Origin of the sequence: Kitasatospora sp. MBT66 (assembly GCF_000710405.2) — a bacterium.
Classification (GTDB): Bacteria; Actinomycetota; Actinomycetes; order Streptomycetales; family Streptomycetaceae; genus Kitasatospora; species Kitasatospora purpeofusca.
The window spans coordinates 438,785-462,061 of record NZ_JAIY01000003.1 but is presented as its reverse complement, the minus strand read 5'-3'; the positions used below and the strand labels follow the sequence as shown (position 1 = coordinate 462,061).

General features: G+C 74.5%; 23 protein-coding genes and 1 pseudogene. 7 read left to right on the top strand and 17 right to left on the bottom strand.

The annotated features are described in order from the left end of the window. Positions 1 to 23: 23 nt before the first annotated feature. Both BI06_RS03995 and BI06_RS03990 read left to right on the top strand, forming a co-directional pair. The gene (locus BI06_RS03995; RefSeq protein WP_043465085.1) at positions 24 to 1,520 is read left to right on the top strand and encodes an NCS2 family permease; all 1,497 of its coding nucleotides are present in this window, start codon (positions 24 to 26) and stop codon (positions 1,518 to 1,520) included. Between the two features lie 219 nt (positions 1,521 to 1,739). Beyond that, a complete protein-coding gene (locus BI06_RS03990) occupies positions 1,740 to 2,951 on the top strand; it encodes an XdhC/CoxI family protein (RefSeq protein ID WP_051740199.1) in 1,212 nt (403 codons plus the stop codon). 20 nt (positions 2,952 to 2,971) lie between these two features. Here BI06_RS03990 and BI06_RS03985 read toward each other — a convergent pair whose 3' ends face one another. After that, complete coding sequence (locus BI06_RS03985; RefSeq protein ID WP_030392052.1) at positions 2,972 to 3,268, bottom strand: hypothetical protein; 297 nt, start codon at positions 3,266 to 3,268, stop codon at positions 2,972 to 2,974. Positions 3,269 to 3,486: 218 nt separating this feature from the next. Between BI06_RS03985 and BI06_RS03980 the strand changes: the two genes are divergently transcribed. Beyond that, positions 3,487 to 3,780 (top strand): hypothetical protein, encoded by a 294-nt coding sequence (locus BI06_RS03980; protein WP_030392051.1) that lies wholly within the window; start codon positions 3,487 to 3,489, stop codon positions 3,778 to 3,780. Between the two features lie 19 nt (positions 3,781 to 3,799). On the opposite strand, the gene BI06_RS03975 is transcribed toward BI06_RS03980, so the two are convergent. Together BI06_RS03975 and BI06_RS03970 are read right to left on the bottom strand one after the other, a co-directional pair. Beyond that, positions 3,800 to 4,453 carry a LysE family translocator gene (locus tag BI06_RS03975; protein WP_043465083.1) on the bottom strand — a complete coding sequence of 218 codons (654 nt, stop codon included), beginning with the start codon at positions 4,451 to 4,453 and terminating at the stop codon, positions 3,800 to 3,802. A 109-nt stretch (positions 4,454 to 4,562) separates the two neighbouring features. Further along, positions 4,563 to 4,775: a cold-shock protein gene (locus BI06_RS03970; RefSeq protein WP_030392049.1), complete on the bottom strand. Its 213-nt coding sequence runs from the start codon at positions 4,773 to 4,775 to the stop codon at positions 4,563 to 4,565. A 118-nt stretch (positions 4,776 to 4,893) separates the two neighbouring features. Here BI06_RS03970 and BI06_RS03965 point away from each other — a divergent pair, with 118 nt between their 5' ends. After that, a complete protein-coding gene (locus BI06_RS03965) occupies positions 4,894 to 5,898 on the top strand; it encodes a YafY family protein (protein ID WP_043465081.1) in 1,005 nt (334 codons plus the stop codon). Here BI06_RS03965 and BI06_RS03960 read toward each other — a convergent pair. The 14 genes and pseudogenes from BI06_RS03960 to BI06_RS03895 all read right to left on the bottom strand — a co-directional run bounded on the left by BI06_RS03960 (position 5,889) and on the right by BI06_RS03895 (position 21,628). Then, positions 5,889 to 6,806 carry an SDR family oxidoreductase gene (locus BI06_RS03960; protein WP_030392047.1) on the bottom strand — a complete coding sequence of 306 codons (918 nt, stop codon included), beginning with the start codon at positions 6,804 to 6,806 and terminating at the stop codon, positions 5,889 to 5,891. The genes BI06_RS03965 and BI06_RS03960 overlap by 10 nt on opposite strands. 264 nt (positions 6,807 to 7,070) lie before the next feature. Further along, positions 7,071 to 7,487: a PIN domain nuclease gene (locus BI06_RS03955; protein ID WP_043465079.1), complete on the bottom strand. Its 417-nt coding sequence runs from the start codon at positions 7,485 to 7,487 to the stop codon at positions 7,071 to 7,073. Continuing rightward, positions 7,480 to 7,677, bottom strand: coding sequence for a type II toxin-antitoxin system VapB family antitoxin (locus tag BI06_RS03950; RefSeq protein ID WP_043465077.1), 198 nt, complete (start codon positions 7,675 to 7,677; stop codon positions 7,480 to 7,482). Before BI06_RS03950 ends, BI06_RS03955 begins: the two co-directional genes overlap by 8 nt. 74 nt (positions 7,678 to 7,751) lie before the next feature. Beyond that, positions 7,752 to 9,488, bottom strand: coding sequence for an SDR family oxidoreductase (locus tag BI06_RS03945; protein ID WP_043465075.1), 1,737 nt, complete (start codon positions 9,486 to 9,488; stop codon positions 7,752 to 7,754). Then, the gene (locus BI06_RS03940) at positions 9,485 to 10,366 is read right to left on the bottom strand and encodes a M24 family metallopeptidase (RefSeq protein WP_051740198.1); all 882 of its coding nucleotides are present in this window, start codon (positions 10,364 to 10,366) and stop codon (positions 9,485 to 9,487) included. Before BI06_RS03940 ends, BI06_RS03945 begins: the two co-directional genes overlap by 4 nt. A 27-nt stretch (positions 10,367 to 10,393) precedes the next feature. Beyond that, complete coding sequence (locus BI06_RS55030; RefSeq protein WP_030392042.1) at positions 10,394 to 11,491, bottom strand: PDR/VanB family oxidoreductase; 1,098 nt, start codon at positions 11,489 to 11,491, stop codon at positions 10,394 to 10,396. Between the two features lie 92 nt (positions 11,492 to 11,583). After that, positions 11,584 to 12,498, bottom strand: coding sequence for a metal-dependent hydrolase (locus BI06_RS03930; protein WP_030392041.1), 915 nt, complete (start codon positions 12,496 to 12,498; stop codon positions 11,584 to 11,586). Between the two features lie 276 nt (positions 12,499 to 12,774). Then, positions 12,775 to 13,554 carry an IclR family transcriptional regulator gene (locus BI06_RS03925; RefSeq protein ID WP_043465071.1) on the bottom strand — a complete coding sequence of 260 codons (780 nt, stop codon included), beginning with the start codon at positions 13,552 to 13,554 and terminating at the stop codon, positions 12,775 to 12,777. Positions 13,555 to 13,860: 306 nt separating this feature from the next. Then, positions 13,861 to 15,321, bottom strand: coding sequence for a catalase (locus tag BI06_RS03920; RefSeq protein WP_030392039.1), 1,461 nt, complete (start codon positions 15,319 to 15,321; stop codon positions 13,861 to 13,863). A gap of 318 nt (positions 15,322 to 15,639) precedes the next feature. Then, positions 15,640 to 16,740: pseudogene (gene alc / locus BI06_RS03915) on the bottom strand (allantoicase); the annotation flags it as partial. Further along, on the bottom strand, positions 16,737 to 18,113 hold the full coding sequence (gene allB, locus BI06_RS03910) for an allantoinase AllB (RefSeq protein ID WP_030392037.1): 1,377 nt from the start codon (positions 18,111 to 18,113) through the stop codon (positions 16,737 to 16,739). The pseudogene alc and the gene allB, both read right to left, overlap by 4 nt. Positions 18,114 to 18,280: 167 nt before the next feature. Beyond that, positions 18,281 to 19,423, bottom strand: coding sequence for a glycerate kinase (locus BI06_RS03905; protein WP_051740197.1), 1,143 nt, complete (start codon positions 19,421 to 19,423; stop codon positions 18,281 to 18,283). A 412-nt stretch (positions 19,424 to 19,835) separates the two neighbouring features. After that, positions 19,836 to 20,723 (bottom strand): 2-hydroxy-3-oxopropionate reductase, encoded by an 888-nt coding sequence (locus BI06_RS03900; protein ID WP_030392035.1) that lies wholly within the window; start codon positions 20,721 to 20,723, stop codon positions 19,836 to 19,838. A gap of 53 nt (positions 20,724 to 20,776) precedes the next feature. After that, positions 20,777 to 21,628 (bottom strand): TIM barrel protein, encoded by an 852-nt coding sequence (locus BI06_RS03895; protein WP_051740353.1) that lies wholly within the window; start codon positions 21,626 to 21,628, stop codon positions 20,777 to 20,779. 204 nt (positions 21,629 to 21,832) lie between these two features. On the opposite strand from BI06_RS03895, the gene BI06_RS03890 reads away from it, so the two are divergent. The 3 genes from BI06_RS03890 (at position 21,833) to uraD (ending at position 23,220) form a co-directional block, all read left to right on the top strand. Next, positions 21,833 to 22,138 carry a thiamine-binding protein gene (locus BI06_RS03890; RefSeq protein WP_063794907.1) on the top strand — a complete coding sequence of 102 codons (306 nt, stop codon included), beginning with the start codon at positions 21,833 to 21,835 and terminating at the stop codon, positions 22,136 to 22,138. Further along, on the top strand, positions 22,135 to 22,515 hold the full coding sequence (locus BI06_RS03885; RefSeq protein WP_043465068.1) for a helix-turn-helix domain-containing protein: 381 nt from the start codon (positions 22,135 to 22,137) through the stop codon (positions 22,513 to 22,515). The genes BI06_RS03890 and BI06_RS03885 overlap by 4 nt, the downstream gene beginning before the upstream one ends. A gap of 201 nt (positions 22,516 to 22,716) precedes the next feature. After that, the gene (gene uraD, locus BI06_RS03880; protein WP_051740196.1) at positions 22,717 to 23,220 is read left to right on the top strand and encodes a 2-oxo-4-hydroxy-4-carboxy-5-ureidoimidazoline decarboxylase; all 504 of its coding nucleotides are present in this window, start codon (positions 22,717 to 22,719) and stop codon (positions 23,218 to 23,220) included. Positions 23,221 to 23,277 lie beyond the last annotated feature (57 nt).

Genomic DNA, 23,277 nt, shown 5'->3' with positions numbered 1-23,277 from the left:
CCCTTTGACACTTGGGAGTGGACATGACCAGGATCCCCACGGAGCCCGGCACCACTGCAGACAGACCCACCGAGGCCGACGAGGCCACCGGGAACGACGCCCCCACGTCGCCCCCGGCCGCGCCCAGGAACGCGCTGGACGCCTACTTCAAGATCTCCGCCCGGGGCTCGACCCTCGCCAATGAACTCCGTGGTGGACTCACCACCTTCATGGCGATGGCGTACATCATCCTGCTGAACCCGCTGATCCTCAGCGGCGCCGACGTCACCGGCGTCAAGCTGGACCACGCGGCGCTCACCACCGCCACCGCGCTCGCGGCGGCCGTCACCACCATCCTGATGGGCGTGGTCGGCAATGTGCCGCTCGCCCTCGCGGCCGGCCTCTCCGTCTCCGGCGCCGTCTCGGCGCTGGTCGTACCGCACACCACCTGGCCGCAGGCCATGGGCCTGTGCGTCATCTACGGCCTGCTGATCGTGCTGCTGGTGGTCTCCGGCCTGCGCGAGAAGATCATGAACGGCATACCCCTGCCGCTCAAGCACGCCATCACCATCGGCATCGGCCTGTTCGTCACCGTGATCGGCCTCTTCAAGGCCGGCTTCATGCACACCGGCGGACCCACCCCGCTCTCGCTCGGCCCGGCCGGCGAGCTCACCGGCTGGCCGGTCCTGGTCTTCTGCCTCACCCTGCTCGCCATCTTCGTGCTGATGGCCCGCAATGTGCGCGGCGCGATCCTCATCGGCATCGCCGGCGGCACCGTGGTCGCGATGGTCGTCAACAAGCTCGCCGACGTACCCGCCGAGGCCTGGCGCAACTCCGCGCCGGTCTGGCCCGGTTCGCCGGTCGCCGCGCCCGACTTCAGCCTGTTCGGCGACGTCGACCTGTTCGGCGCCTTCGGCGGCCAGGGCCTGGGCGCGATCAGCGCCTCGGTGGCGGTCTTCACCCTCGTCCTGGCCGGCTTCTTCGACGCGATGGCCACCATCATCGGCGTCGGCACCGAAGCCGGACTCGCCGACAAGCGCGGCCGGATGCCCAGCCTGTCCAAGGCCCTGTTCATCGACGGCGCCGGCGGCGCGGTCGGCGGCCTGGCCGGCGCCTCCGGGCAGACCGTGTTCGTCGAGTCCGCGACCGGCGTCGGCGACGGCGCCCGCACCGGACTCGCCTCCACCGTCACCGGCGGACTGTTCGCCCTGATGCTGTTCTTCTCGCCGCTGGCCGCGATCGTGCCGGTCGAGGTGGCCTCGGCGGCGCTGGTCGTCATCGGCTCGATGATGATGAGTCAGGCCCGGCACATCGACTGGTCCGACCGCGAGGTGGCCATCCCGGCCTTCCTCACCTGCACGCTGATGCCGTTCACCTACAGCATCACCGCCGGTGTCGCGGCCGGTGTGATCTCCTACACGGTGATCAAGGCCGGCCGGGGGCGGTGGCGCGAGCCCGGGACGCTGATGTGGATCCTCACCGGGGTGTTCGTCGTGTACTTCGCGCTCGGCCCGGTCAAGTCCTGGCTCGGCGTGCACTGACCGACGCGCGCCGACCGGCCGACCCGGCCGTCGGAGCACCCGCCGCCGTACGGGATCGTTCTCCCGTACGGCGGCGGTCCCACCGGCCCGTCCCGTCCCCGACCTCCCCTGTCCTCCCGACCGTCTCGCCCTCCCCGACCGCACCGACCGCACCGACCGCCCCGAACGCCCCGAACGCACCCGATTGACTACCCTCGAAAGCGCAAAGGAGCTTCCGTCATGCAGGACATCGCCGAGCAGCTGCTGGCCTGGCACACGTCCGGCCGCTCCTTCGCCGTGGCCACCGTCGTCGGGGTCACCGGCAGCGCTCCGCGCGACCCGGGCGCCGCGCTCGCCGTCGACGCGGACGGCGAGGCGGTCGGCAGCGTCTCCGGCGGCTGCGTCGAGGGCGCCGTCTACGAGCTGTGCCGGGCCGCGATCGAGTCCGGCGAGCCCGTGCTCGAACGCTTCGGCTACAGCGACGAGGACGCCTTCGCCGTCGGCCTGACCTGCGGCGGGATCCTGGACGTCTTCGTCCAGCCGGTGCGCCCCGGGGCCGACCCGGCCCTCGACGCCGGTATCGCGCTGATCGCCGACGGCACCCCGGTGGCACTCGCCCGGGTCGTCGCCGGACCGGCCGGACTGCTCGGCGCCACCGTCGCCGTCACCGCCGACACCCACCACGGCCTGCTCTCCCCCGCACCCTCCGTGGCCGCCCCGCTGGACCGGGCGGTCGTCGCCGAGGCCCGGGCCATGCTGGAGGCCGGCCGCACCGGCCGGCTCGTCCTCGGCCTGGACGGACGCCCCTGCGACGAGCACGGGCAGGGCACCGTCACCCTCTTCGTGGAGTCCTACGTGCCCGCGCCGCGGATGCTGGTGTTCGGCGCGATCGACTTCGCCGCCGCGGTGGTACGGATCGGCAAGTTCCTCGGCTACGACGTCACCGTCTGCGACGCCCGGCCCGTCTTCGCCACCGAACGGCGCTTCCCCGAGGCCGACCGGGTGGTCGTCGACTGGCCGCACCGCTACCTGGACACCCAGCTGGACCGGCTGGACGGCCGGACCGTGCTCTGCGTGCTCACCCACGACGCCAAGTTCGACCTCCCGCTGCTGGAGCGCGCGCTGCGGCTCCCGGTCGGCTACATCGGCGCGATGGGCTCGCGCCGCACCCACCGCGAGCGCGAGGCCGGACTGCGCGCGGCCGGACTGACCGATGCCGAGATCGGACGGCTGCGCTCGCCCATCGGCCTCGACCTCGGCGCCCGCACCCCCGAGGAGACGGCCGTCTCCGTCGCCGCCGAGATCGTCGCCCACCGGCGCGGCGGCAGCTGCCTGCCGCTGAGCGCCGGGACCGGGCCGATCCACCACGACCTGGCGCAGGACCTGGCTGCGGCCGAGGACAGCCAGCAGACAGCGGCGGCCCGCCGGACCCGCAAGCCGCACGCCGCCTAGGGACCGTCCGCCCCGGGCGGTCAGCGCACCACGTTGTGGGCCTCGCAGATCAGCGGCGGGCCACTCACGATCCCCACCTCGCGGAGGATCGGCAGCAGCACCGCCGCGAAGTGCTCATAGGCGTCCCGGGACTCCCAGACGTCCGTCACGTGCCAGCCCGCGCCATCCGGCAGCGGGCCGGCCGCGTGCGTCAGCAGCCCGCGCACCGGCCAGTCCTCGGGCCGGTTCAGCCCGGAGCCGCCGGTCAGCCGGTCCACCGCCTCCTCGTACTGCTCCCGGCTGGCCCCGGGAAGGTCCGACACCACGATGACCGCCATCGGGAGACTCCTGTCCTGCGCCGCCCGCGTCTCCTGCGCCGCCGCGCTCCGGGGCGGCGTCCGCTCACCACCCGGCCGCCTCCCAGTGCAGCCCCGGAACCGCCCGGACGGCCACCCGGTACCGCCGAGCGGGTGAATTGCGGGCCCCACGGGAGCGGAGCACGCTGGAAACGAGGACTCGTCCGGGCCCTCGCCCGCGCCCGGGAAGGGGCATCGCCATGCGCGCCCTGCTGGAGATCGAACTCGACACCCAGACGGCCAACCGGGCCGTCGCGGACGGCGCCATCATGGCGAGGTTCAACCAGATCATGGCCGACCTGAAGCCCGAGGCGGCCTACGCCTTCCCGCGCAACGGCCGGCGCTGCCAGATCGTGGTGGTCGACGTCGCCGACGAGGCCGCCGTGGTCGCGATCTGCGAGCCGTTCTGGCTGGAGTTCAACGCCCACATCGACATGCACATCTGCATGACCCCGGACGACCTCCGCGAGGGCCTCGGCCGCGTGGCGCGCTGAGCCGTCCGACCGGTCGGAGTCAGTCCGAGACCGCGAGCTTCACGCCGAAGCCGACCACGGCCAGGCCCGTCACCCGGTCCATCGCCCGGCGCGCGGACGGGCGGCGCAGCCAGCCGCGCAGCGCCTGGGCGAAGCCCACCAGCACCGTCGACCAGAGCAGGCCCTCGACCACGTGCACGCAGGTCAGCGCGACCCCGGCGGCGAAGTGCGGCGCCCCCGCCGGGATGAACTGCGGCAGCACCGCGACGTAGAAGACGCCCACCTTGGGGTTGAGCAGATTGGTCAGCAGACCGCGCCGCCAGCCCGCGGCGAGGCCGTCGGCCGGACCGTGCGCGGGGGTGTTCGCCGGGGTGTCCGCCGCGGCGGCGTCCTCGGGCTCGGGGTGCGCGCGGGAGCGGAGCATGCCCACGCCCATCCACACCAGGTACGCGGCACCCGCCCAGCGGAGGATCTCGTAGCCCAGCTGCGAGGCGGTGAGCAGCGCCGTCACCCCGGCCGAGGTGAGGGCTCCCCAGAGCAGCGTGCCGGTCTGGATGCCGAGCACCACGCCCCAGGCCTGCCGCCGGTGGCCGAGCGCCGAGGTGCGGAGGATCAGGGCGGTGTCCAGGCCGGGGGTGAGCGTCAGCAGGCCCACCACGAGGGCGAAGGACCACAGGGCGGTCGTCATCTCCATGGCCCACGATCGTACGGGGGCCGGGCGGCCCGGCCGCAAGGAGATTTGCGACCGGGCCGGTGGAGGGCCGGGCCGGTGGCGGGCCGGGCCGGGCGGACGGCGGGAGGGGTCAGGCCGGGCGGCGTACCCGCTCGGCCACCCGGCGGCCCTCCTGCTCGGTCGGGTCGAACTCCACCCGCTGCCCCTCGACCAGCGTCCGGTCGCCGCCGTCCGCCGCCACGATCGAGTCGTAGTACACGTACAGCGCCGGGCCGTCGTCGTCGGGGGTGATCAGGCCGTAACCGTGGTCGGCCTGGTAGGACTGCACGATGCCGGTGGCCATCGGGGTCTCCTCGGGTCCGTTCGTCGGCACGCGGGCCGCAGGCTCCCCCCTCGCCACCCATGATCGGTGCAGAACCCGCCGGGCGCACGCCCCGGCCCGAACGGAAGGACGGCGACGGATGCGGACGGCCCGCGCGATCTCCCTGCTCCTGCTGCTCCAGGCCCGCCGCAGCATGACCGGCGCCGAACTCGCCACCGAGCTGGAGGTCTCCGAGCGCACCGTGCAGCGCGACGTCCTGGCGCTGGCCGAGGCCGGGGTCCCGGTGTACTCCGACCGGGGGCGGGCCGGCGGCTACCGGCTGCTCGACGGCTACCGCACCCGGCTGACCGGGCTGGACCGGACCGAGGCGGAGGTCCTGCTGCTGGCCGGGCTGCCCGGGCCGCTCCAGGACATGGGCCTCGCCGATCCGGCGCTCGCGGCCCGGCTGAAGGTGGCCGGCGAGCTGGGCGGGGCACCGGTCGCCGGGGCGCGGCGGTTCCACCTGGACGCGCCCGGCTGGTTCCGCGACGCCCCCGTGCCGCCGCTGCTGGCCGAGGTGGCGCGGGCGGTGTGGGGCGGGCGGCTGCTGCGGGCGCGCTACCGGCGGCGGCCGGAGGCGGACCCGGTCGAGCGGGTGCTGCGGCCGGCCGGTCTGGTGCTGAAGGCGGGCACCTGGTACCTGGTCGCCCGGCCGGACGAACAGGACGGTGCGCACCGGGTGTACCGGGTGGACCGGCTGCTCGCCGCCGAGCCCTCGGACCGGCCGTTCACCCCCGACGGGGCCGACGCGGACTTCGACCTGGCCGCGTTCTGGGAGGCCCGGGCGGCCGGCTTCGCCCGCTCGCTGCTCCGGGAGACGGTCACCCTGCGGCTCACCCCGCTCGGCCTGGACCGGCTCCCGAGGCTGCTCGAACCGCTCGCCGCCCAGGAGGCGCTGGCGAGCGCCGGGGAGCCCGACGGGCAGGGGCGGGTGACCGTCCGGCTGCCCGTCGAGTCGCTGGACGTCGGCTACGAGGAGGTGCTGCGGCTGGGGCCGGAGGCCGAGGTGCTGGAGCCCCCGGCCCTGCGGCGGCGGCTGGCGGAGGCGGCGGCCCGGGCCGCCGCCCTGTACGGCGTACCGCCCGCCGACCGGCCTCAGCGGTAGCCGGCCGGGTCCACCGGGCCGTCCGCGCCCTCGATGTCCACCAGGTAGCGCCAGGCGTCCGGGCGGCTCCCGTCCAGGTCGGTGAAGCCGTACTCCAGGGCCAGGCCGCCGCTGGACAGCGAGGTGCCGTTGAACCGCGCCCGCCCGGGATCGGCGGCCAGCGCGGCCACCGCGCGGCCCACGTACGCCGGGGACTCCGAGATGCCGAACTGCGGTTCGGCCGCCGTCGCCTCCCGCCACGTCGCCTCGGTGACGCCGAAGTGCTCCAGCATCATCTCCGAGCGCATCCAGCCCGGGGTGAGCGCCACCGCCGTCGCCCCGCGCGGGCCCAGCTCGTGCCCCAGCGCGAAGGCCATCCGCAGCACGGCGGCCTTGGCGATGTCGTAGAAGAAGGAGTTCCGGTAGCGGGTCGCGTTGTACTCGGCGGTGCCGTCGGTCATCTCGACCACCAGCCCGCCGGGGCGGCGCAGCAGCAGGGGCAGCAGGTGGTGGCTGGTGACGGCGTGCGTCTCGACGGCCAGCCGCAGCAGGCGCAGGCCCTTGTCGAGGTCGTGCTCCCAGACCGGGACGTTCCAGCCGAACAGCTCCTCGCCACCCCAGATGTCGTTCACCAGGATGTCCAGCCCGCCCTGCTCGGCCTCGACCCGGGCGGCCACCGCCGCCACCTCGGCCGGGACCAGGTGGTCGGCGCGCACCGCGATGCCGCGCCCGCCGGCGGCCGTCACCAGCTCCGCCGTCTCCTCCAGGGTCTCCGGCCGCCCGTACTCCCCCCGGTGGCCCTCGGCGCTGCGCCCCGTCCCGTACACCGTCGCCCCGGCGGCCCCCAACGCCACCGCGATGCCCCGCCCGGCTCCCCGGGTGGCTCCGGCCACCAGTGCGACCTTGCCCTTGAGCGGCTGTTCCGTCATGTCTCGCCCTTCCTCACGTGCTGCGGTGTCTCCACCCGTCGCGTCCGATACTCCCCGGGAATCCCGACACCTCCTGTCGGGATTCCCGGGGCGTCCTGGGTCGCGCGGCAGGTCGCCGCCCGTCCCGAACGGGATCAGGGCCGCTCGTGACCGGACCCGGGGCGCGCGGTGGCACCGCGCGCCCCGGGTTTCGGCGGTTCGGGTCAGGTGACGTTCAGGCGGGCGGCGAGGCGGAGGAGGCCGGGGGCGGGGCGGCTCCGGAGTTCAGTCGGCGGAGCCCGGAGGAAGGACCCAGCGGGTCGACTGACCCGTGACGGCGGCGATCATGTCGTAGTCACCGTCGTAGTGCAGGACGGTGGCCCCATGGCGTTCGGCGGTCGCGGCGATGACAAGATCGGCCACGGAGAGCGCCCGCCAGTTGCCGACCGCCGTGAGCATCGCCTGGACCTCGACCGCCCGGTCCCACACCTCGTCCGGAGTGGTCAGCCAGTCGAAGCCGCGCAGGCCCTCCCGGATCCGGTCGGCGTCACTCTTGGACCGGGCGCTGTGCATGATCTCCAGCTCGACGGCACCGCAGAGCGCGAGCCGTCCTTCGGCGAACAAGCGGTCGATCACGACCCGCACCGCCGGCTTGGGGTACCGGGCGAATGCCGACGTGTCGATCAGGAACCGCTCACTCACCGGTGCCCACCGGTCCGGTCAGGTCGGGCAGCCCGCCCTCGGCGAGCCAGTCGAGGAACTCCCTGCCCTTGCGGCGCTTGACGGCGTCCTCGAGGGCGGCATTGACGGTCGCGACCTTGGTCGTCGTCCCGAAGATCTCGGCGGCCTCCGCCAGGAGGGCGTCATTGACGTCTATCACGGTACGAGCCACGGTGGACCTCCCGGGGGCACAGGCCTGCGATATCAAATCCGAGTCTATTCGATATCACAGGCCTGTGGGGCCGCTCAGGTGACGTTCAGGCGGGCGGCGAGGCGGAGGAGGCCAGGGGCGAGGCGGCTGAGGAAGCGGGCGGCCTTGGCCTCGGGGGTGACGGGGACGACGGGGCGGCCGGTGCGGACGGCGGTGAGGACGGCGGTGGCGACCTTCTCCGGCGGGAAGCCGCGGCGGGCGTAGAGGCGGGCGGCGCGGGCCTGCTTGGCGGCCTGTTCGTCGGCCGTGGTGGCGGAGAAGGTGGAGGTGCGGGTGATGTTGGTGTTGACGAGGCCCGGGCAGATGGTGGAGACGCCGATGCCGTGGCCGGCGAGTTCGGCGCGCAGGCAGTCGGAGAGCATGAAGACCGCGGCCTTGCTGGTGGCGTAGGCGGTGAGGGCCTTCGAGGGCAGGTACGCGGCGGCGGAGGAGAGGTTGACGATGTGGCCGCCCTCGCCCCGGTCGGCCATCAGGGTGCCGAAGGCGCGGCAGCCGTGGATGACGCCCCAGAGGTTGACGTCCAGGACCCGCTGCCACTCCTTCTCGGTGGTCTCCAGGAAGGTGCCGGAGTGGCCGATGCCGGCGTTGTTGACGAGCACGTCGGGCACGCCGTGCTCGGCGGCGACCTGTTCGGCGAAGGCGTCGACGGCGGCGCCGTCGCTGACGTCGACCCGGTAGGCGTGGGCCGGCGGGCCGATCAGGGCGGCGAGTTCGGCGGTGCGGCGGGCCGCGTCGAGGTCGAGGTCGCAGACCACCACCCGGGCGCCCTCCGCGGCGAAGGCGAGCGCGGTGGCCCGGCCGATGCCGCTGCCGCCGCCGGTGACGACGACGAGCCGGCCGTCGTCGGGGGTGCCGGCGGGGGCGGTGTCCGCCCCGGCCCCGGTGCGGGCGACGTGCTCACGGACCAGTCCGGCCACGGTGGTTCCCTTCTCCAGCAGTGCGGACCAGTGGGTGGCGCGCAGGGTCCGGCGGGTCAGCCTGGGCACCCAGCGCTCCAGGCCCTCGGAGAGGTAGGTGCCGACGTAGTGGTCCTCGGTGAGGGTGATCAGCTGGACCGGCACCTCGGTGGGGCGCTCGCGCGGCCGGCGCAGGGCGGGCCGCATATTGGCCCGGTAGAGCTCGATGCCGCGCACCGCGTCGCGTCGCAGGGTGGGCTGCGGGTGGTCGGCGCGCGGGGTGACGCCCTCCAGGTCGCGCAGCACCCGGGGCCAGGCCCGGGCCAGGCCGAGCCGCCAGACGCCGGGGGCGAGGAAGGGCAGGTGGAAGGCGGTGATGTACCAGGAGTGGGCGCCCTGGGAGAGGAGCTGCCGCAGGTGGCGCGGGGTGGGGCGGCGCAGGCGCTCGCGCAGCCAGAAGCCCATGTGGTCGAGGCAGGGCCCGGACATCGTGGTGTAGGAGGCGAGGCGGTGTTCGGCGCCGGGGGCGGTGACGGCCTCCCAGGACTGCAGCGAGCCCCAGTCGTGGGCGACGAGGTGCACCGGGCGGTCGGGGCTGACGGCGTCGGCGACCGCGAACAGGTCGGCGGCGAGCTGCTCCAGGCGGTAGCCGGTGCGGTCGGCGGGGACGCCGGAGGCGCCGGCGCCGCGCACGTCGTAGCGGACCACGTGGTGGTCGCGGGCGAGGTCGGCGGCGACGTCGTCCCAGACCGCGTGGGTGTCGGGGTAGCCGTGGACCAGCAGCACGGTGGGGGCGGAAGGGTCGCCCTGTTCGAAGACCGCGAGCGGGAGGCCGCCGGACCGGACGGTGCGGGCGCGGGTGGCGCTGGTGCTCATCGGGCGGCTCCCTCGGGGGCGGAGGTGGTGGCGACGGCGGCATCGGCGTCGGCGTCGGCCCAGCGGCGGACGTGCGGGAGGTCGTCGTCGAGCCAGTAGGCGTCGTCCTCGGTCACCACCAGCAGTTCCTCGAACTTGATGCCGACCTCCCGGAAGCCGATGTGCGGCTCGACCGCCCACAGGCCGGGGGTGGGCGCGTGCCGGGAGGATCGGCCGTCCGCCCAGAGCGGGGAACGGCCCTGCAGGCGCTCGCTGATGAGCTCGCGGCCGAGCGTCTGGATGGTCCGCACGCCGAAGCCGAGCACGTTCACCCCGGCCGGGCCGCGGGCCGTCGTCCGGGTGACCTGGTGCCCGATCACCCGGCCCGGGTAGACGCGGTGGCGGTTGTCGTAGCCGTGCGCCTCGATCTGGGCGTCGACGGCGGCGTACACCTCGGCGAGCGGCTTGCGGGCCCGGACCTCGGCGAGGATCAGCTCGCGGTAGACCCGGAGGTCGGCGGCGAGGCGGTCCCAGACGCGGTTCTCGCCGACCTTGCCGCCGTAGCCGATGTCGGCGGTGTAGCCGTCCACGACGGGGGCGCAGTCCAGCACGTAGGGCATGCCCTCCTGGAGGCGGCGGTTGCCGGCGAAGAACTGCAGCGGGGTGTGGAAGTGGCGGAACGCCGTCCGGTCCCCGAACCAGGCGAACGGGACGTGGAAGAAGTCCTGCACACCGGCGGCGACCAGGCGGCGGCGCAGCTGGGCGGTGGCCTGGCGCTCGGTGACGCCGGGTTCGATCCAGGCGGCGACCTGCTCGGCGCAGTCGTAGGCGAGCTGCTGGGTCTCCCGGAAGCGGGCGAGGTCGCGCTCGGTGTACGGGAAGGCGGGAGTGCGCGGCACGGCGGGGGCTCCTTCTTGCACTAGTGGCTAGAGGTCCAGCACGAGGGTCTCGCCCGCGGCGGCGCGGGAGACGCAGGGCAGCAGGGCGCCGTCGGCGCGCCGTTCGGGGGTGAGGCGGCGGTCGCGGTGGTCGGGGGCGCCGGCCAGCAGCCGGACCTCGCAGGTGCCGCAGAAGCCCTGCTTGCAGGAGTACGGGAGGTCGGGGCGGGCCTCGCGGAGCACGTCCAGGGCGGAGCGGTCGGCGGGGACGGGCAGTTCGGGGCCGTCGGCGCCGAGGCGGACCGTGAACGGCTCGCCGTCGGTGACCGGGGCCGCGCCGAACCGCTCGAAGTGCAGGGAGGCGGCGGGCGAGGCGTCCAGGGCCCGCTGGACGGCGGTGAGCATCGGGGCCGGGCCGCAGCAGTAGACGGCGGCTCCGCGCGGGGCGTGCGCGAGGAGTTCGGCGCCGGTGGGCGGGCCGCCGTGCTCGTCGTCGGTGCGCTGGTGGACCCGGGCCGGGTCGAGGGCGCGCAGTTCGGCGGCGAACGGGAGGGTGTCGGCGCTGCGGCCGGTGTGGACGAGGTGCCAGTCCAGGCCGTTGCGCCGCGCCTCCCGGACCATCGGGAGCAGGGGCGTGATGCCGATGCCCCCGGCCAGGAAGAGGACGGCCGGCTCGGCGCAGAAGGCGAAGCCGTTGCGCGGGCGGCGGGCGGTCAGCCGGGTGCCGGGGTGGAGGGTGTCGTGGATCTCCGCGGAGCCGCCGCCGCCGTCGGGCAGGTGGCGGACGGCGATCCGGTAGCCGGACCGCTCGGCCGGGTCGGCCGGGTCGCCGCAGAGCGAGTAGTGGCGCTCGCGGCCGGAGGGGAGGGCGAGGCGCAGGTGGGCGCCGGGCTGCCAGCCGGGGAGCGGGCCGCCGGAGGGGTCGGCGAGGGTGAGCTCGACGACGTCGGCGGCGACCCGGCGGCGGGCGGTGACGACCAGTTGCAGGGCCTCGGTGGGGCGGCTGTAGGGGCGGCGCGGGTTGCGTCGCAGCAGCGGGCTGCCGAGGGCCGGGCTGTAGCGGTCGCCGAAGGCGGTGAGGAAGCGGAAGAAGGTGTCGGCGCGCGGGCGGCCGTAGAGGTCGGGGGGCGGGGTGCTCAGGTCCATCCGGCGGGGTCCTCGGTTCCGGTGGCGGCCGACGGCGGGGCGCGGGCGGCCGGGGTTGCGGGCGGGGAAGGGGCGGGGGTCTCCCCCGGGGGTCACCGCCCGGCGGCGGCGCGGGCGGCCGGGGAGGTCGCGAGGTAGCCGAGGGCCTGGCTGGAGGAGCCCTCCTGGGTGGGGTGGTAGCCGGGCCGCAGGTAGCGCAGTCCGGAGCGGATCGACCGGACCGGGTCGGGCAGCAGGCCGCGCTTGGCGATCCGGCCGGTCTCGCGCCAGGTGGGCCTGAGCCGCCCGTCGAGGGTGGGGTCGGCCGCCAGCAGGAAGCGGGCGCCGCGTACCCAGAGGTGGACCAGCAGCGGGCCGGAGACGAGCATGCCGCGGATCCGGCGGGCGTAGCCGGGGTCGAGGTGGACCATCAGGTCGAAGGCGACGCTGCGGTGCTCGACCTCCTCCGCGCCGTGCCAGCGCAGCAGGTCGAGCATCGTCGGGTCGGCCTGGGCGCGGTCCAGGCCCGGGGAGTTGAGCGCCCAGTTGCCGAGGAAGGCGGTGAAGTGCTCGATCGCGGCGACGAAGGCGACCCGTTCGATCAGGTTCTCGCGCTGCCGGGCCGGGCTGAGGCCGGGCTTGTCGCCGAGGACGCGCTGGAACAGCCAGGAGACCTGCCGGACGTAGGGGCGCGGGTCGAGGCCCTGGCCGAGCAGGTGGTCCAGGACCTCCTGGTGCGCCTCGGCGTGGATGGCCTCCTGGCCGATGAACCCGAGGACCTCCTCGCGGAGCTGCTCGTCGCGGATCAGCGGGAGGGCGTCCTTGAACACCTTCACGAACCAGCGCTCGCCCTCGGGGAGCAGCAGGTGCAGCACGTTGATGACGTGGGTGGCCATCGGCTCGTCGGGGATCCAGTGCAGCGGCAGCGCGGCCCAGTCGAAGCGGACGTCGCGGGGCTCCAGGACGAGGCTCTCGTGCACTCGGGCGGCGGGCGCGGCGAGGGCGGGGACGGGGGTGGTGCTGGGCATGGGAGGGCCCTCCTGACCTGCGGGTGGCGGCTCGACCCGGCAAAACGTACTCGCGGGTAGCCCGCGCCACAAGGGGTTCGGCACGCCTTATCGACATCGAGTCTAATAAGTGATGTGCACCGCGCGGACCACCGGGAAACGCGGACCGGCTGGAAACGCGGACCGGCTGGAAACCCGGACCACCGGGAAACCCGGACCCGCTGGGAGCCGGGACCGCCCGGAGGGCCGGAAACGCGAAGACCCCGCCGGAGCGGGGTCCCGTGGGCGCGCGGGGCGTCAGACCGCCATCGCCAGCATCAGCGGCGCGGCGCGCGCGGCCAGCAGTTCGGCGGCCGCCTTCAGCCGGTGCGCGTCGCCGACCGGCATCGAGGTGGCCAGGCAGCCGACCGTGCTGCCGGCGGTCACCGGGACGGCCGCGCAGACCGTGCCGACGGCGTACTCCTGGATGTCCAGCACCGGTACGGTGGCGGGCTGCCGCTCCAGCCGGTGCATCAGCTGGTCGGCGTCGGTGACCGTCCTGGAGGTCAGCCGGGCCACCGGGTGGCGGGACAGGTGGTCCCTCCGGCCGTCGTGGTCGAGCTGGCCGAGCAGGCACTTGCCGATCGCGCTGGCGTGCGCGGTGGCCCGGAAGTCCACCCACTCCTGCACCGCCGGCGCCAGGTCGGAGGCCGAGACCGCCACCACCGACAGCTCCCCGTCGTGGTACCGGGAGAAGTACACCGCCGCGCCCAACTCCTCGCGCAGCTCGTCGAGTTTGCGGTCCATCCGGGCGCGCACCAGCTGCTCGCGGTTGTACTGGCCGAGCAGGGCGAAGGTGCCGCCGAGCACCCAGCCGCCGTCCTGGCAGTCGAGATAGCCCTCGACCTCCAGGATCTCGGCGAGCCTGCGGACCGTCGGGAGGCCCAACGAGGTCTCCCGGGCGAGGGTCACCAGGGTGGCGCCACCGGGGTGCCGGTCGACCGCCTCCAGCAGTCTGAGGGCGTGTCGCAGCGAGGTGAACGGACCGGGCGCTCCCTGCTCCGGTACGGCGTGACGGCCCGGGGCTGGTGTCGACATGTCGTCCCCTTCCGATGTCCACCCGCCAGGTGACCCGCGGGTAGGGTCCACCCTATCCACCGCCCGCCTCCGCCCACTCCCCCTCGTGGAATATTCGGGTGGACACGGTGAATCGCTTGACTGGCATATGCCCCACCGAACACCCGCTCACTCCCGCCCGCTCCGCGCGAACACGGGGCCGAGGAACGCGGCCCGGGCCGCTCCCCCACTGCCATCGGGGGAACGGCCCGGTCGGGAGGGGCGGCCGGCGTGCGGGGCCGGCCGCCCTGGAACGGGGGGTGGGGACTCGGGGTCAGGACTTCGGGGTCAGGACTCGTCGACGGCCCGCAGCTTCGCCACCGCGGCCTCCAGCCGGGTGCCGTACTCCTCGTCGGCCGCGTGGAAGTGGGCGAGGTTCTTCTCCACGATGTCGTCCCGGGTGACCTGGGCGAGCGAGCCCGCCAGGTTGGCGACCAGCCGGCCCCGCTCGCCCTCCGACATCAGTCGGTAGAGCTCGCCGGCCTGGAAGAAGTCGTCGTCCTTGGTGTGGGCCGGGGTGGTGTAGGTGCCGGTCCAGCCGGTCAGCTCGGTCGGGGCGGCGAGCGCCGCGTCGGTCTGCGCCGGGCCGTCGTAGGAGTTGGGCTCGTAGTTCCGGCCCCGGCCGGCCGGGTTGAGCGCGCCGAGACCGTCGCGGCCGTAGTTGGCGGCCTCGGTGGCGCGGGGCGCGTTGACCGGCAGCTGGGTGTGGTTGACGCCGAGGCGGTAGCGCTGGGCGTCCGCGTAGGCGAACAGCCGGCCCTGGAGCATCTTGTCCGGGGACGGGCCGATGCCGGGCACGAAGTTGTTCGGGGAGAACGCGGACTGCTCGACCTCGGCGAAGACGTTCTCCGGGTTGCGGTTGAGCACCAGGCGGCCGACCTTGACCAGCGGGTAGTCGGCGTGCGGCCACACCTTGGTGAGGTCGAACGGGTTGAAGCGGTAGTCCGCCGCCTCGGCGACCGGCATCAGCTGCACGTAGAGCGTCCAGGTCGGGAACACCCCGCGCTCGATGGCCTGGTGGAGGTCGCGCTGGTGGCTGTCGGCGTCGCCGCCGACCGCCTCGGCGGCCTGCCCGGCGTCCAGCGAGCGGATGCCCTGGTTGGTCTTGAAGTGGTACTTCACCCAGAACGCCTCGCCCTGGGCGTTGACCCACTGGTAGGTGTGCGAGCCGTAGCCGTTCATGTGCCGGTACGAGGCGGGGATGCCCCGGTCGCCGAACAGCCAGGTGATCTGGTGCGTCGAGGCCGGCGAGTGCGCCCAGAAGTCCCAGACGTTGTCGGCCTCCTGGACGCCGGTGAACGGGTCGCGCTTCTGCGAGTGGATGAAGTCCGGGAACTTCAGCGGGTCCTTGATGAAGAAGACCGGGGTGTTGTTGCCGACGAGGTCGTAGTTCCCCTCCTCGGTGTAGAACTTGACCGCGAAGCCGCGCGGGTCGCGGACGGCGTCGTTGGAGCCCAGGTTGCCCGCGACGGTGGAGAAGCGCAGGAACAGCTCGGTGCGCTTGCCGACCTCGCCGAGGAACGCGGCGCGGGTGTACTGCGACACCTCGTCGGTGACCTCGAAGTAGCCGTACGCGCCGGAGCCCCGGGCGTGCACGACGCGCTCCGGAATGCGCTCGCGGTTGAACCGGGCGAGCTTCTCCAGCAGGTGCTGGTCCTGGATCAGCAGCGGGCCGTACGCGCCGGCCGAGGCCGAGTTCTGGTTGTCGGCGACCGGGGCGCCGGACTCCGTGGTCAGGATCTTGGGCATGACGGGTCCTTCGGTGTCGATAAGGGTCTTGCGTGAAGGGGGATGTGACGAGCCATCAGGTACGGCGCGGCGCCGCCGGACCGAGTGCTCGAATGCTCGGAACGCTCAGATGCCGAGCAGTCGCCAGGCGGCCGAGCGGCGGCGGGAGGAGTGCTCGCCGTCAGGTCCGTCGGACGGGCTGAGCCCGGCGACGGCGGCCCGGGCCGCGACCGGCCCGCCCAGCGGACGGGCGGCGGTGAGCTCGGCGGCCTCGGCGGCGGTCAGGCCGGCCTCGGTGAGCGCGCCCTCGGCCTCGGCGGCCGGGACGGCGTCGAACCAGCGCAGGGCGAGGGCGGCCCGGCCGGCCTCGGTGAGGCGGCCGGTGATCCGGAGGCGGGCGAGGCCGCCGTCCGGGTGGACGTCGATCCGTACATGGGTCACCGGGCGGCCCGGGGCGAGCCGCAGCCGGTGCCGGGTGTCGGGCTGGAGGCGGGTGCGCGGCAGCAGCGGGAACCAGCCGTCCGCGTCGGCCGCCGGGTCCCCGCCGGCGGAGGCGTCGTAGCCGACCAGGTCGGCCCAGCCGGGGGCATTGGCGACGAAGTGGGTGGTGTCCACCTCGACGGCCAGGGCCTCACCGCCCCCGGCCAGGGCGATCCGCACCCAGTCGTTGGCCTTGTCGCGCCGACGCCGGGTCTCCCAGCCCTCGCCCATGACGGAGGCGCGGCCGGGAGCGTTCAGGTTGTGCGGGGAGGAGTAGAAGCGGTCGGAGGCGGCCTCGGCGACACCGCCGTGCTCCTGGGCCGCCAGGTCGAAGGTGAGGCCGTCCAGGTCGCGCGGGTCGGGCAGGACCTCGCCGTGGACGCGGAGCCGGGCCACCCCGCCGTCGGGGAAGATGTTCAGCCGGACGTGGGTGAACCGGGCCGCGGAGTCGACCGCGAACTCGTGGGCGGTGTCGCCCCGCAGCGGGGTGCGCGGCAGGACCTCCACCCACTGGGCGTCGGCGAGCTCGGCCGGCGAGGGGTGGCCGGGTATCGAGGCGGCCTCGACGGAGGCGCTCTCCGGGTAGTTGCCGGTGAAGTGCGCGGTGTCGACGACCAGTCCGCGGATCACCCCGGCGACGCCGAGCCGCACCACCGCCCAGTCGTGGTCCTCGTCGGTGGGGTGCGGCTGCCCGGCGCTCGCGCCGCGGCGGCGGCGGGACTCCCAGCCGTCCATGATCTGGCCCTTGTGGCCGAAGGTGTGCGGGCGGAACTCGGCGGGCGCGGCGACCAGCAGGTTCTCGGCGTCGGCGAAGGTGTCCTCGTTGGTGGCGACGACGCCGGCGCCGAGGGCGCGGGAGGCGAGGTTCACCAGCTCGGTGAACGGCGCGCGGGCGGGCGCCGCGGCCGCGCCGGGAGTTCCGGCGGTGGCGGGAGCGCTCTGGGCGGGGACCGTGGTCACTGGATCTCCTCGGACGGGTTGCTGGGGCGGGTGAGCTGGACGCCGAACGGTTCGCCGCCCGGGTCGACGACCCGGCCGCGCAGCCAGGTCGTGCGCACGGCGCCGGTGAGCGTCCGGCCCGCGTACGGGGTGACGGGGTTGCGGTGGTGCAACTCGGCGGCGTGGACGGCGAAGTCGGCGTCCGGGTCGAAGGCCACCAGGTCGGCGTCGTGGCCGACCGCGACGGCGCCCTTGCGCCCGTCGAGGCCGACCAGCCGGGCCGGGCCGGACGACATCCAGCCGACCACCTCGGCCAGGGTGCGACCGCGCCGCCGGGCCTCGGTCCAGACGGCCGGCAGGCCGAGCTGGAGAGAGGCTATGCCGCCCCAGGCGGCCGCGAAGTCGCCGCTGCCGCCGTGCTCGGGCAGCAGCTTGAGGTCCGGGGTGGAGGGCGAGTGGTCGGACACCACGGCGATGAACTCCCCTGCCGCCAGGGCCTCCCAGAGCGCGTCGCGGTTGGCCTCGTCGCGGATCGGGGGGCAGCACTTGAAGGCGGTGCCACCGTCCGGTATTCGCTCGGCGGCGAGGGTCAGGTAGTGCGGGCAGGTCTCGGCGGTGACCTGGACGCCGTCGGCCCTGGCTTGGCGCAGCAGCGGCAGCACGGCGGCCGAGGACACGTGCAGGACGTGCACCCGGGCGCCGGTGCGGCGGGCCGCGTCCAGCAGTCGGGCGACGGCGGCGGTCTCCGCGTCGGCGGGGCGGGAGGCGAGAAAGTCCCGGTAGTGGACGCCGGGTTGCTGCGGCGCGGCGGCCAGGACGGCCGGGTCCTCGGCGTGGATGATGGCGAGCGCCCCGAGCCGGGCCTGCTCGGCCAGCGCGGCTTCCAGGCCGGCCGCGTCGAGGTGCGGGAACTCGTCGACGCCGCTGGGCGCCAGGAAGGACTTGAAGCCGAACACGCCCGCCCGGTGCAGGGGTTCGAGGTCGGCGAGGTTGTCGGGGACGGCGCCGCCCCAGAAGCCGAGGTCGACCCAGGCCTGGCCGTCGGCGGTCTTCCGCTTGGCTTCGAGCCCGGCGGGGGTGGTGGTGGGGGGCACCGAGTTGAGCGGCATGTCGACGATCGTGGTGACGCCGCCGGCGGCGGCGGCCCGGGTGGCGGTGGCGAAGCCCTCCCACTCGGTGCGGCCGGGCTCGTTGACGTGCACGTGGGTGTCGACCAGGCCGGGGAGCAGGGCGGTGTCGCCGAGGTCGGTCACCCGGTGGCCGTCGGCCGGCAGGGTGCCGTGGGGGGCGATCCGCGCGATCTTCCCGTCCCGGACCAGCACGTCCGCGGGACGCTCGCCGTCCGGCAGGACCACCCGGCGGGAGCGGATCACCTCGGTCTCGCTGATGGGCATGGGGAACCTCCGAAGCCTGATGAGGGGATGGCTGGTACGAGTGGGTACGCCGAAGGATGGCCCGGAGCCTAGGCCCGCCTTCAACAAAACGTCAATGGAGGAAACTACGAGGAGCGCGGCGGACGGGAGCCGGAGCGGGCAGGGCCCGGAGGCCGGAACCGGACGGGTCAGCGGCGCAGGAGTTCCGCGGCCAGCCGCTCCCCCGCGACCTCGGCCAGCTCCCCGGCCCTGGTCATGCCCTCGCCCGGGGTCTCGCCCAACTCGGCGAGCGCGTAGGCCGCGACGAAGCCGGCGGACCGCCACTCCCGTTCGGAGAGCTCCACCCGGCCCGCGACGGCGGCCACCCGAACCCCCGCCCGGGCAGCCGCCGCGGCGACGCCGGCGGGGGCCTTGCCGTGGAGCGTCTGTGCGTCCAGGCAGCCCTCGCCGGTGACGACGAGGCGTGCCCCACGCACCGCCCCGTCGAAACCCAGCAGGTCGAGCAGCAGCTCGATGCCGGGTCGCATGGTGGCGCCGAGCAGGGCCAGGGCGGCGAAACCGACCCCGCCCGCGGCCCCGGCGCCGGGGGCCTCCCGCACGTCCCGGCCGAGGGTCGCGGCGACCACGTCGGCGAACCGGGTCAGACCTTCCTCCAGGACCAGCAGGTCCTCGGCGCTCGCGCCCTTCTGCGGGCCGTAGACGGCGGCGGCCCCGCGCGGGCCGAGCAGCGGGTTGTCGACGTCGCAGGCGACGACCACCTCGACGCCCGCCATGGTGCGGGCCGAGGTGCCGAGGTCGATCCGGGCCAGTCGGCGCAGCGAGGCGCCGCCGGGCGGGAGTTCGACGCCGTCGGCGTCGAGCAGCGAGACCCCGAGGGCCTGGAGCATGCCCGCCCCGCCGTCGGTGCCGGCGCTGCCGCCGAGGCCGAGGACGATCCGCCGGGCCCCCTGGGCGACGGCCCTGGCGATCAGCTGGCCGACGCCGTAGGAGCCGGCCGCGAGCGGGGCGGTCCGCCCGCCGGGGAGCCGGGCCAGGCCGGAGGCCTGCGCCAGCTCGACCACGGCGGTGGTGCCCCGGACGGCGAGCGCTGCGTCCACCGGCAGGCCGGTGGGGCCGGCCACCTTGGCGGCGACCCTGGTGAAACCGGCCGCGAGGGCGGCGGCCAGGGTGCCCTCGCCGCCGTCGGCGACGGGCAGTTCGCGCACCTCGGTGCCGGGCGCGGCACGGCGGATGCCGGCGGCGATCCGGGCGGCGGCCTCGGCACCTTCGAGGGTGCCCTTGAACTTGTCGGGAGCTACGACCACATGGCCCTGGTGGGGGGTGGCGGGCATGGCGTGGGCCTCACTTCCGGGCTGGTCTGGCAATGGTTCGTCAAGCATGGGCCCGGGCGGCCCGGGAGCGGCTCCCTCCCCGCCGTTCCCCTCGCCCGCTTCCGACGTACGAGGGGCTCCCCTCGGTGAGGGAGGGAGCCGGTGCGACGCGCCGGGTGCACGACCGAAGTGCCCCGTGAGGGTGGGCGCGTCGCAGCCTGGTCGATCGACGGGCGGGCGGATGAGCCCCGGCCCGCCCGCCGATCGGGTCTGGAGTCGGCCGGCGGCCGACGAACGCCGTCGGCCGTCGGCCGCCGGTCGGCCTCCCGGTGGCGCGGGCACGACCGGACAGGGTCACGCCACCGGGAGGAGCTGTTGGGGTCGCGGGGCTGCTCCGCCCCGCGACCGGTGGTGGCCGGCGAGGCCGGAGGGGCTACTTCACCTCGCGGCCGGAGAGCCGCTCGACGCCGCGCAGCAGCGCCGAGTGGTCGAGGGAGCCGTCGCCGTTGGCGCGGGCGGAGGCAACCAGCTGGGCGACGACCGCGCCGACCGGCAGCGCCGCGCCGACGGCCCGGGCGGCGTCGGTGACGATGCCCATGTCCTTGTGGTGCAGGTCGATCCGGAAGCCGGGGGCGAACTCGCGGTCCAGCATGTTGGCCTTCTTGCGGTTCAGCACGGTCGAGCCGGCCAGGCCGCCGCCGAGCACGTCCAGCGCGGCGGCGAGGTCCACGCCCGCGTTCTCCAGGAAGACCACGGCCTCGGCCAGCACCTGGATGTTGACCGCGACGATCAGCTGGTTGGCGGCCTTGACGGTCTGGCCGGCGCCGGCCGGGCCGACGTGGACCACGGTGGTGCCGAGCGCGGCGAACAGCGGCTCGGCCTCGGCGAAGTCCTCGGCGGCGCCGCCGACCATGATCGACAGTACGGCCTCGACCGCGCCCGCCTCACCGCCGGAGACCGGGGCGTCCAGGGCCCGGACGCCCTTCTCCTTCGCGGCGGCCTCGACCTTGATCGAGGTCTGCGGGGTGATGCTGGACATGTCGATGAGGAGCGTGCCCGGGCGGGCGTGCTCCAGGACGCCGCCCTCGCCCAGCACGGCCTGCTCGACGTGCGGGTCGGCCGGGACCATGGTGATCACGACCTCGGCGTCCTTCACCGCGTCGGCGATGCTGGTGGCGCCGTGGCCGCCGGCCGCGACCAGGGCGTCGATCTGCGGCTGGGTGAGGTTGTAGCCGGTGACGTGGTGGCCGGCCCGGACCAGGTTGGCCGCCATCGGGCTGCCCATGATGCCGAGGCCGATGAAGGCGATCTTGCGGCTCATCGCGTCGTTCCTTCTGTTGCGTGCGTGCGGGGTGCGGAGGGAGGGGAAGGGGATCAGAGCGCCGCCGCGCGGTGCTCCCGCGCGAGCCACTCGAAGCTGTCGGCGCTGACGCCGGTGGACGGCCGGTACTCCAGGCCGATCCGGCCGGTGTAGCCGGCCGCGGTGAGGCGGGCGAAGAGGTCCTCGAAGTCGAGCTCGCCGGTGCCCGGCTCGTTGCGGGCGGGCGTGTCGGCGATCTGCACGTGGCCGATCCGGTCGGCGTAGGTGTCGATCACCGCGGCGAGGTCCTCGCCGTTGCGGGCCAGGTGGTAGAGGTCGCAGAGGAACTTCGCGTTGCCCAGGCCGGTGGCGGCGTTGACCTTGTCCACCACCTCGACCGCGGCGGCCGCGGAGACCAGCGGGTAGTCCGGGGACTCCGGCCGGTTCAGCGCCTCGACCAGCAGGATCGCGCCGATGCCGTGGGCGGCCCGGGCGGCGAGGACGAGGTTCTCCAGGGCGAGCGCGTCCTGCTCGGCCGGGTCGACGCCCTCGACGCGGTTGCCGTAGAGGGCGTTCAGCGCCGGGGTGCCGAGCGAGGCGGCGAGCGCGGCGGCGACCGGCACATTGGCCCGGAAGCGGTCGCGCTCCGAGGGCAGCGAGACGGTGCCCCGGGCGCCCCGGGTCAGGTCGTCGAGGAAGTTGAGACCGGTGAGGCGGACCCCGGCATCGGTGAAGGCCTTGCGCAGCGCGTCGAGTTCGGCCTCGGACGGGTCGTGCTCCTCGCCGAACGGCCACCACAGCTCGGCGGCGGTGAAGCCGGCGGCGGCGGCCGCGGCCGGGCGCTCCAGCAGCGGGAGCTCGCCGAACAGGATCGACAGGTTGACCGTGAAGCTGTGCCGGGCGGCGGCGCTCGTTCCGGCGGCCATGTCCATCACCTCGTAATCTCTCTTCCGACATCCACAACTTCCACGATCCGGAAGAGGGATTCTGTCTGGTGGAAGCATGTCCGGGGCATCGAGCGACTGTCAAGGCATCTGCAACAAATTGTTGAAGCGCCCCTCCCGCAGGCCGGGCCCCCTTGACCGGCCCACCGCCGCACCCGCGCTCGCTAGAGTGGCCGCGTGCGATTGATGGTGGAGTTCACGACAGAACCGTTCGAACTGGACACGTTCCCGCCGCACGCCGTGGCGGCCCGCAAGGTGGTCGACGAGGCGGGCCTCGACGTCGCGGTGGGCCCCTTCGGCACCGGCGCCGAGGGTGAGGCGGACCGGATCCTGGAGGCCGTGTCCAAGCTGCTCCGGGAGAGCCTGGACGCCGGCGCGACCCGGATCTCGGTCCAGGTCAGCGTCCTCGCCGAGGGCGAAGCCGAGCCCGAGGCCGAGGCCTCGGTCGAGGCCGGGAACGAGAGCGCAGCCGGGGAGGGCGGTACGCCGTGACCGAGCAGACCGAACACCCGCTCGCCGCGGCGATCAAGCCGCTGCTGGACGCGGTCGGCGCGACGCCCGTCCCCCTGGACGAGGCGAAGGCCGAGGACGTCGTCCTGGAGTGGGAGGGCGAACGGGCGCTGGCCGTCCGACTGCCGCACCTCAGCAGCGCGCTGGACCGCCTGCTGGCCGAGATGGCCCGCCAGTTCGACGGCCGCCCACTGACCGAGCTGGACCGCTGGGAGAAGCAGCGCGTGGTCGCGCTGCTGGAGGAGCGCGGTGCCTTCACCGTCCGCCACGGCGTCGAGACCGTCGCCACGGCGCTCGGCGTGAGCCGCTTCACCGTGTACAACTACCTCAACCGCCAGGACGGCGCGAAGCCGAACTGACCCCTCCCGCAGGGGTGCGCCCCGCCGGTCCGGCCAGTCTTGCCCGGGCCCCGGCGGGGCGCACTTGTCTCATCACACACGAAACACCCCGCGACCAGGGCCGCTCCGAAACGTAACCACCAACCGTTCAACAAAGTGTTGACGGCCTGATCCCGCCGATCTAGCTTGTGCGGGTGGCACCACTCTCCAGGAGGTCCACCCGTGACCAACCACCCCCACGCCCTTGACGCCCTGGCGGCGACCGACTCCGCCGAGCTCAAGGAGATCCTGCTGGACGTCTGCACCAGCCCCGCCTGGGCCGACGCCGTCGCGGCGGCCCGACCGTGGAAGGACCGCCGGGCCCTGCTCGAGGCCAACGCCGAGGCGATGGCCGGGCTCTCCGTCCCCGACCTGCACGAAGCGATGGCCGGCCACGCCCGGATCGGCGCGCCCAAGCCGGGCGACGTCACCTCCGAGCGCGAGCAGGCCGGCGTCCACGGCGCCGACGAGGCCCTGCTCGACGAACTGCGCCGGGCCAACGCCGCCTACGAGGCCAAGTTCGGCCATGTGTTCCTGATCTGCGCGACCGGCCGCACCGCGGCCACCATGCTCGACGCGCTGCGCGAGCGCCGGCCCAACGACCCCGCCACCGAGGCGGAGATCGTCCGGGGCGAACTGCGCAAGATCAACGACATCCGGATCAACCGGCTGCTCGACGACAACTGACGGTCGGTCGGACGCCTCCGGCGCCGCCTCAGGTATCACTGACGCAGCACCTACGCG